The following is a 7,424-nucleotide window of genomic DNA, read 5'->3' as shown; positions in this document are numbered from 1 at the left end:
GGCTGTCGACGCGGTCTCCCGCCGTCCGGGTCTTGTGGACTCCGTTGCCGTCCTGGACGTGGACACCCAGACTGGCCGCGTGGTCGAGGAGGATCTTGTCGAACGGGGCCCGGTCGATCTGGAACGCGGCACTCACCCTCCACCCGTCGTACTTGCCCGGGCGGGGGTCGTCAACGTTGACGATCGACGTGTCGAGGAGGTTGAAGTCCCACAGGTCGTCGGTGCACCCCCACTTGTAAGTCGCCCCGATCTTGATCGGAAAGTCGGCGGCCTCGATCTTGTCCCACGCCCCGATCTCGTCCAAGACGATGCCTACGGTCGGGAGAAGGCTCTCACCGATGTGAGGCCGGGGAAACACTTCCCGCTCAAAGAGGCCGACCTTGAGTTGGGGCATGTGGGTGGCCAACATGGAGGCGACCGTCGTTCCTCCCGGGCCGCCGCCGATGATCGCGACATCAAATTCTGCAGACATAAGCTCAGTCGATTATAGGGGTCAGCCCGGCGTCTGCCGGGCTGACTTTGTTCATTTTCTTTAGCGACCCGGCGGAGCCTGTTGGCCTTGCTCCGCCATGCGCTCGTCTTGGCGGGCCCCCTTCGGGGCTGGCCCCGTGCCCGGTGCGCCCGGCATTGTCGGAGGGCCGTTGCCCAGTCGCTTGCGCATGGCCGCGTCGTCCGAGGCCGTCGGGCTGCTTTCGCACCCGACCAGGACGAGCAGGCCGACGCCCGCCAGGATCAGAGCGAGGGCCTTCATGATCCAGCGGGCCAGAACGCCTTGATCGCCTTGTGGACACTGTTGCTGATCGGCGGTATCTCCACCGTCTGCCCCATCAAGCTCCGCCATGCGGTCGACTTGGCATGGCCGTCGACACCGACCCAGACGGTCATCCCGGTCGGTTCTTTGGCGTTTGCCGGCAGGGCCGCAGGCCACGGGTAGAAGCCGACACTGGGGCCGTCCCCGTCACGGAACCGGGCGACCGGAGCGGAAGCGACCCGGTTGCACCCGTAGGTGTTGTACTGGCAGTCGGCAAAGTACAGGTCGAAGCTGTCCGCGTTGTCCTGTTGCCACATGAAGTCCCATGAACCGGCCTGGGCCATCATGACTTGTTCGGCCGGACTAGCCACGGCAGTGGTGGACAGCGACGGTGTCTGCCCGCCCCGGTACCCCGCTCCGGCCCAGTTCGAGCAGTCTTGTCCCGAGCCGCATCCCACCCCGTTGGGGGTGTTGCCGATGCCCGCGATGCCGTCGTAGGTGTAGACCTCGCCGTTCGTCATCGCCGCGCCGGTGGCCGACTGCCCGAACAGGTATTGGCTGAACGAGCCGTCGGTCGCCGCTTTGCGCGGAGGCATGCCCCACTGGCCGTAGACCGCCAGGTCATAGCCGCTCGCGGCGGTGTCCGTGTCCTTGGGCAACGGCCCGGTCGGATCCATCAAGATCCCCCAGTTTTTCATGTAGGGCTGCTGCACGTAGGTGAACGGGAGCATGTGCCAGGCGCTGTCGAATTGGATGACCGGGGAGATCATGTCGTCGTAGTCGCCGCAGTACATCAGTTGGCCGAGGACCAGTTGCTTGGCGTTGCTGATCGCCACCGAGCCCTTGGCGGCACGTTTCGCTTGGGCGAAGACAGGGAAGAGGATCGCGGCGAGGATCGCTATGATCGCAATGACGACGAGCAGTTCAATGAGCGTGAAACCACGCCTTCGCAGCCTTCTCATAAGGATTGTTTCTCCGAGAACTTGAACGCAGCACGGTCGTTGGGCTTGCGCGGCTTGTCGGTCGAACCGCACAAGGCAAGTGGGGCGTCGAGCAGGTAGTGGCGGTGCGCCACCGGGTCGTCACCCACCATCCTCTCCATCAGGAGTTCGATGGCGATCTGGCCGATCCGCTCGAATTGTTGACAACACGAGGTGAGATAGCCGCCGCCGGTCACCCAGCGGAGCAGTCCGTCAAATCCAAGGACCGACATGTCCTGAGGTATGGAAAGGCCCCGGCGTTCGAGCCCCTCGTAGACATGCAGGGCGATGTGGTCGTTCACGCCGACCACGGCGGTGGGTGGGTTGTCCAGCTTTAGCAGTTCGTCAAGGGCCGGCTCGACCCCTTCAGGCTCGTCGGCGGTCTCGCACCGGACCAGGTCGGGGTCGAACGGGATCCTCGCTTCCTGAAGCGCCCGTCGGTAACCGGCGTTCCGGTCGCGGACCGTCGAAGCCTTGTCCTGGTTGGTGATGAAGGCGATCCGCGAATGACCCAACTCCACAAGGTGGCGCACGCCAGCTTGGGCGGCGGACACGTTGTCCGTCCCGACGTAGTCTCCCTCCAACGGTCGAGGCGGGGCACGGTCGACAAAGACGATGGGGACGCCGGCGGCCCGGACCGCCTCCAGGGCGGCGACGTTCCGCTCGGTGCCGATGTACCAGACGATCACCCCGGCGGCATGGTCGTCACGCGAGACGTCAAGAAGAAACTTCCGCTCGGCCTCGACGCAGGCGTCGAAATCGGTCGCCCCCGTCGCGCCACCGACGACGAGTTTCACGTCGGAAGGCACGGGCACCGACTGGATGCCCTTGAGCATGCACGACGCACTGTAATAGGCCGTGTTGGGCCACAACCAAATGGAGACGTGTCGAGGGCCGGACAGATTGGTCCGGCTCGGCTTGGCCCACACCCCCTTCACAACCGGACGGCAGTTGGGTTTGCACACGATCAGGCCCGATTCGCCTAAGGCTTCCAGGGCCTGCCGCACAACAAGGCGGCTGACCTGAAGTTCCTGCGCGAGAGCCCTTTCACTGGGCAAGCTACGACCCGGCGGATAGACGCCTTGGTCGATCCGGGCCTTCATCGTCTTGGCGACTGACTGCACCATGGGCGACCGGTCGTCCATGTGAAGTTCTCCCCTGTCCGTGCGCGGCGTCGGGCACATTGAGATTCCGGAATTGTAACACAGCTAGACCGAAAAAGCCAAAGAAAACCCCCGTGGTCTTGACAGGGTCTTGACCCCCAGGAGGATCATCTCTCATTAGTACAAGAATCGTTTCGCTTCCGGACATTTCGAGAACGGCCACGGTGTTGCACGCCTCGTTTGGCTGTCCACCATTTGGCCCAAAATGGTCTAAGGCGTCGTGAAGTCCCACCGGTCCCCGGTGGAGGCAGGCCCGATGTATAATGGGCGACCGGTCTGTCGCGTGCCGTGGCATGTGACGAGCACTGTCGGGATGTGGCTCAGCTTGGTAGAGCGCTGCGTTCGGGACGCAGAGGTCGGAGGTTCGAATCCTCTCATCCCGACCACCTTCATTTTGAGTCTAGGCCGTCTGGGTTCTATTCTGCAAACTTTCAACCCCAGTGCCGCCGTAGCCCTTCGATGGCCTGTTCTTTGACCGGTTGACGAGGTCGCGCGTAGGCTTCCATCGTCGTCCGGGAATCCGAGTGACGCGCCAGTTCTTGAACCGTGCGGATGTCCGCGCCGGATTCGATCAAGGGGAAGACGTACGAGCCGCGAAGGTCATGGAGTCTCATTCCCTCAAGACCGTTCTTCTTGGCCCACTGCCGAAAGTCGCGAGTGAGGTTGTCCGGGGAGACCGGGCTTGCCGTTCGCGGTCGTGAAGACGTAATTGCTCCGTCTTGGCTGAGAGTCGATTGCCAAACGCGCCTCGGAAGCAAGCGGGACGTTGGTTCTCAAGGTGAGGTTGCTCTCCGCACAGATCTGTCACAACCTGCCTTGTCTGCCATTACCACGTCACACGTCGTCTGGACGTGATTGAGTTCATGGACTTGGCGGAAGCCATTGGCTTCGATCCCTGCGTGATGCTCGCCCGAATTCGGGCAAAGTTCCCCTGAATGATTCCGCGTTGGAATGCCATGGCGGCTCTCTGTAGCTCGAAATAGGGCTACAGTGCCTCTCTGACGATTTTTGAATCGTTTGAAAAGGCAACTCTGCCTGACGAGGTAAGGCTGTGAGCACAGGTAATCTTCGCTTCAATGGCCCTACTTGCGGAAGAACTCGTACAGGAGTGGTTGAACCGCTCCGGATTCTTCACCATTCGCGGAGTCAAGTTGGGTGTTCATGAAATGAACCTACTAGCCGTTCGGCCCACGGCCAACGGCCTAGAGTGTCGCCACGTCGAAGTACAGGCTTCCGTGAACCCCGTCAGCTATCTGTTCCGGCTGACCAAGGAAGATCAGAAAGCGACCGGACGCGCGGCGACGAGTTCGGGCACTCGAACTCCCGACCAGTTGGAACGCGGTGCAAATGAATGGATCGCGAAGAAGTTCGACCATCCCCAGAAGCGGTCAATGCTTGCGCGGCTCGCACCGGGTTGTACGTGGTCGCGTGAACTTGTCGTCCACCGCATGAAGTACCCGGAGGAGTTAATGTTGCTCGCGAATCGCGGCATCGTCGTTCATCAGCTTGAAAGTGTCTTGCGAGACCTAGCCGAACCGGAATCGCTAATCGCTCGCGCGTCTGGTGGAGACTTCTTGGATCTGGTGTTCCTGGGCACGACTGGAACCCTCGTTGAATCTGCTCGGACAGAGTAGAACCTGACAGAGCAGTTTTCGGGACGCAGAGGTCGGAGGTTCGAATCCTCTCATCCCGACCACTTCCTTCACCACGCACCGACACCCGACGTTGCCGCGTACAATTGAGTCGCGTGCGTGACACCTTCCCCGAACCCTACGTCGTGCCCGGCCACGTCGCCGACGCGCCGTACCGTGTCGGCCTGGCTTTCAAGCGGAGGACCGTCATGGCGTGGTCGGCGACGACGGTCGTCAGCGCCGTCTTCGTCGGGCGTCCCCTTGACCTGGGCGCGGCACAAGCCGGCTTAGGCGTCCTTGTCGTCCTGATCCTGCTCACCTTCGTCAGGAGGCTGGTGCCCCACCGTGGCGCGGAATCTTCCGTCAGCGCCCTGCTCTGCCTGGGACTCCAGCCTTTCGTCGGGACACTGGTGGCCAGCCTTGGAGAACTCGGTGTCGACTTGCGACTTGTCTACATCGTGCCCGTCACACTTGTCACGTACACCTTGGTCGCTGGGCGCGACTTCAGCCACTTTGGCTACGCGGTGCTCGGGTCGGCGACCGCCCTCTTGGCGGGCGGGGTCGCGGCGTGGCTGCAGTGGCTCGGTCCCGCGGACGCCGCGTTCTCGATCGTCCTCGCTGTCTTGGCCACAGTCTATGTCGCGTGCGACCTGTCGATGCTCATGCGCCGACGGCTTCCGGGCGAAGAACTAGGCGCCACTGCAGACCTCTACCGTGACACCTTGAACTTCATCACCTACTCCTTCCGCGTCGCCTACTACGTCCGCCGTTACCGGTTCCTCTGACATGGTCCGTGTCATCGCCTATGTCCGCCCCCATCGCCTTGAGGACGTCAAGTCGGCCGTCGCGGCGATGGACGTCACCGGGATGACCGTTTCCGACGCCCGAGGGTCGGGCAGCAACCCGGAGGCGGCCGTCCTTTTCGCCGGACAGGAGATTCTCACCTCCCTTCCCTTCCGGTCGAAGATCGAAGTGGTCGTCCCCGACGCGGACGCCGACCGGGTGGTCCAGGCCATCGTCACGGCGGCACGGACCGGACAGCCCGGCGACGGCAAAGTGTTTGTCGAGAAACTCCTGGACGCGGTGCGCGTCCGTACCCGCGAACGGGGCGACGCGGCGGTATAGGTTGAGAACCGTCATAATAAAATGGACAAAGGATCAGTGAACATGGTGCGACATACATTTGTGGGCCTCCTGTCGATCGTCTGCTGCGCCGTGGCGTCGGCGTCAGTCGAGGTCATCACCGACGCGAAGAACGGCGACGAGGTCCACGGCGAATACGCCTTGCGGGCGACCGTCCGGAGCGACAACCTCGTGACCAAGGTCGAGATGTATGTCGGAGACCAGCTTAAGGACTCGAAGTCCAGCACCCCCTACATCTTCCAAATCGACACCCTGGGCGAAAACGACGGCCCTTACACGGTCAAGCTGGTCGCCTACACCACCGAGGGCGAGAAGGGCGAGAAGACCCTCACCCTGAACATCAACAACGAATTGGCCAAAGGCGCCGACTACCACCTTGCCAAGGGTCAGGAAGCCCTCACCGTCAAGAAGTGGGGCGACGCGGTGACCTCGGGGCGGACGGCCCTGAAGATCAAACCAGGCGACAAGCGCGCCCTGCTCTTGTTAGCCCGGGCGAACTACGGCAAAGGCACGTACGATTTGGCGGAGAAGTTTGCTCGTGACGTCTTGGAGTCCGACAAGACGGACACCCAGGCCCTCCAGATCGTCTCGGCGGTCAGTCTCCGACGGGCGTTCAGCGCGACGACCCAAAACAGCCCGGAAGAAGTCAGGGCCGTGGTCGGCGAGGCGTTGAAGAACGCGGCGAAAGCGGCCCGGACGATCAGCGAGAACTCCGTGGCGAACACGCCGGCGCGCCCACCGGCCGGCGGCGTCCAGGCCTGGGCGGACAGTCTGCTCGCGGCGGGCCGTTACTCCCTGGTCGCCGAAGCTTTGCGTGACCCGTTCGAAAGCAATGTCAAGGACAACATGGTGGCGAGCCGGTACCTCTTCGCCCTCATTCGGTCCAGCCGCATGGCCGCCGCCATCGACGCCGTCGACCGGCTCAAACGGCGAGGGGCGCCGGACGGCTACACCTACGCCCTGATGGCGGTCGTGTACCAGACCGTGGGCAACACCGCGGAGTCCCTGGCCGCCGAAAAGCAGGCTGCCCTCACCGCGCCGGACAACATCGGGGTCCTCTACGCGACCGCGTACCTTTCGGTCCTGCGCGACAAGACGTCGTCGCTGGGATCCGTCCTCGACAGCATCGCCGCGGTCGATCCCAGCTCACCGATCGTCAACTCGTACATGTCGACGCGGATGCACAGCCTGGCCGACTACTCGGGTGCCCAACGGCACTTCGAGACGGCGATCATGGCCGACCCGGGCAGCGCGGACGTCCTCGTCGAGCGGGGCCGTCAGATCGTCGACAGCGCGGTCATGGCCAGGCCACTGGCGAAAGACGCCAGCGACGCAGAAAAGGACCACCAGAAGCAGGTCATCGCTGACCGGCTGGCCAACGCCCAGGTGTATTTTGAGGCCGCCATCGAGGCCAAGCCGGACTCTCAGGAAGCCCTGACCGGCCTTGCCTTGGTCCATGCCCTCCAGGGCCACGCCGACCAGGCCGCGGCATACGGCCAGGCTGCCGCGGCATCTTGCAAAACCTACGCGCTGGGGCACCTTGCCAACGCCGTAGGCCTGCGCGGCAAGAACCGCCTCGTCGATTCGACCAAGGCCCTTAACGAAGCGGCCGCGGTGGACAACCGCCTGCGGGGACGCACCGCCGACGCCAGCGTGGTGTGGCGTGCCTACATGACCTACGGACGGACGGCCTATTTGCCGACCCCCGCCGAGGCCCACTGACACAAAGCGACCTCCGGCCCCACCGGGGCCGGAG

The 7,424-nt window shown here is 63.3% G+C and carries 9 protein-coding genes and 1 tRNA gene; 5 read left to right on the top strand and 5 right to left on the bottom strand.

The window, feature by feature from the left end:
- From KF857_10020 to KF857_10005, 4 genes are all read right to left on the bottom strand, one after another.
- The coding region (locus KF857_10020; protein ID MBX3112331.1) for a tryptophan 7-halogenase at positions 1-472 on the bottom strand (472 nt) is incomplete at its 3' end.
- Between the two features lie 60 nt (positions 473-532).
- A complete protein-coding gene (locus KF857_10015; protein ID MBX3112330.1) occupies positions 533-751 on the bottom strand; it encodes a hypothetical protein in 219 nt (72 codons plus the stop codon).
- Positions 748-1,713, bottom strand: a complete 966-nt coding sequence (locus tag KF857_10010) for a prepilin-type N-terminal cleavage/methylation domain-containing protein (protein ID MBX3112329.1) — start codon at positions 1,711-1,713, stop codon at positions 748-750. The genes KF857_10015 and KF857_10010 overlap by 4 nt, the downstream gene beginning before the upstream one ends.
- Positions 1,710-2,876 (bottom strand): GntR family transcriptional regulator, encoded by a 1,167-nt coding sequence (locus KF857_10005; GenBank protein ID MBX3112328.1) that lies wholly within the window; start codon positions 2,874-2,876, stop codon positions 1,710-1,712. The genes KF857_10010 and KF857_10005 overlap by 4 nt, the downstream gene beginning before the upstream one ends.
- 327 nt (positions 2,877-3,203) lie before the next feature.
- Here KF857_10005 and KF857_10000 point away from each other — a divergent pair.
- Positions 3,204-3,280, top strand: a tRNA-Pro gene (locus KF857_10000).
- A gap of 45 nt (positions 3,281-3,325) precedes the next feature.
- Here the strand turns inward: KF857_10000 and KF857_09995 are convergent.
- Entirely contained in the window at positions 3,326-3,652 is a 327-nt protein-coding gene (locus KF857_09995; GenBank protein ID MBX3112327.1) for a tyrosine-type recombinase/integrase, read from the bottom strand.
- A gap of 318 nt (positions 3,653-3,970) precedes the next feature.
- Between KF857_09995 and KF857_09990 the strand changes: the two genes are divergently transcribed.
- The 4 genes from KF857_09990 (at position 3,971) to KF857_09975 (ending at position 7,390) form a co-directional block, all read left to right on the top strand.
- A complete protein-coding gene (locus KF857_09990; protein MBX3112326.1) occupies positions 3,971-4,528 on the top strand; it encodes a hypothetical protein in 558 nt (185 codons plus the stop codon).
- Between the two features lie 113 nt (positions 4,529-4,641).
- A complete protein-coding gene (locus KF857_09985; GenBank protein ID MBX3112325.1) occupies positions 4,642-5,310 on the top strand; it encodes a hypothetical protein in 669 nt (222 codons plus the stop codon).
- A gap of 1 nt (position 5,311) precedes the next feature.
- Positions 5,312-5,650 carry a P-II family nitrogen regulator gene (locus tag KF857_09980; GenBank protein ID MBX3112324.1) on the top strand — a complete coding sequence of 113 codons (339 nt, stop codon included), beginning with the start codon at positions 5,312-5,314 and terminating at the stop codon, positions 5,648-5,650.
- Positions 5,651-5,692: 42 nt separating this feature from the next.
- Positions 5,693-7,390 carry a tetratricopeptide repeat protein gene (locus tag KF857_09975; protein ID MBX3112323.1) on the top strand — a complete coding sequence of 566 codons (1,698 nt, stop codon included), beginning with the start codon at positions 5,693-5,695 and terminating at the stop codon, positions 7,388-7,390.
- Positions 7,391-7,424 lie beyond the last annotated feature (34 nt).

Source organism: Fimbriimonadaceae bacterium, from assembly GCA_019638795.1.
Lineage (GTDB): Bacteria > Armatimonadota > Fimbriimonadia > Fimbriimonadales > Fimbriimonadaceae > JAHBTB01.
This window is presented reverse-complemented; position numbering and strand designations above follow the sequence as displayed.

Bases quoted from the DNA above. Each gene is read 5' to 3' on its own strand.
- KF857_10015 (MBX3112330.1), bottom strand. From the start codon at position 751: ATGAAGGCCCTCGCTCTGATCCTGGCGGGCGTCGGCCTGCTCGTCCTG.
- KF857_10010 (MBX3112329.1), bottom strand. From the start codon at position 1,713: ATGAGAAGGCTGCGAAGGCGTGGTTTCACGCTCATTGAACTGCTCGTC.
- KF857_10005 (MBX3112328.1), bottom strand. From the start codon at position 2,876: ATGGACGACCGGTCGCCCATGGTGCAGTCAGTCGCCAAGACGATGAAG.
- KF857_09990 (MBX3112326.1), top strand. From the start codon at position 3,971: ATGGCCCTACTTGCGGAAGAACTCGTACAGGAGTGGTTGAACCGCTCC.
- KF857_09980 (MBX3112324.1), top strand. From the start codon at position 5,312: ATGGTCCGTGTCATCGCCTATGTCCGCCCCCATCGCCTTGAGGACGTC.
- KF857_09975 (MBX3112323.1), top strand. From the start codon at position 5,693: ATGGTGCGACATACATTTGTGGGCCTCCTGTCGATCGTCTGCTGCGCC.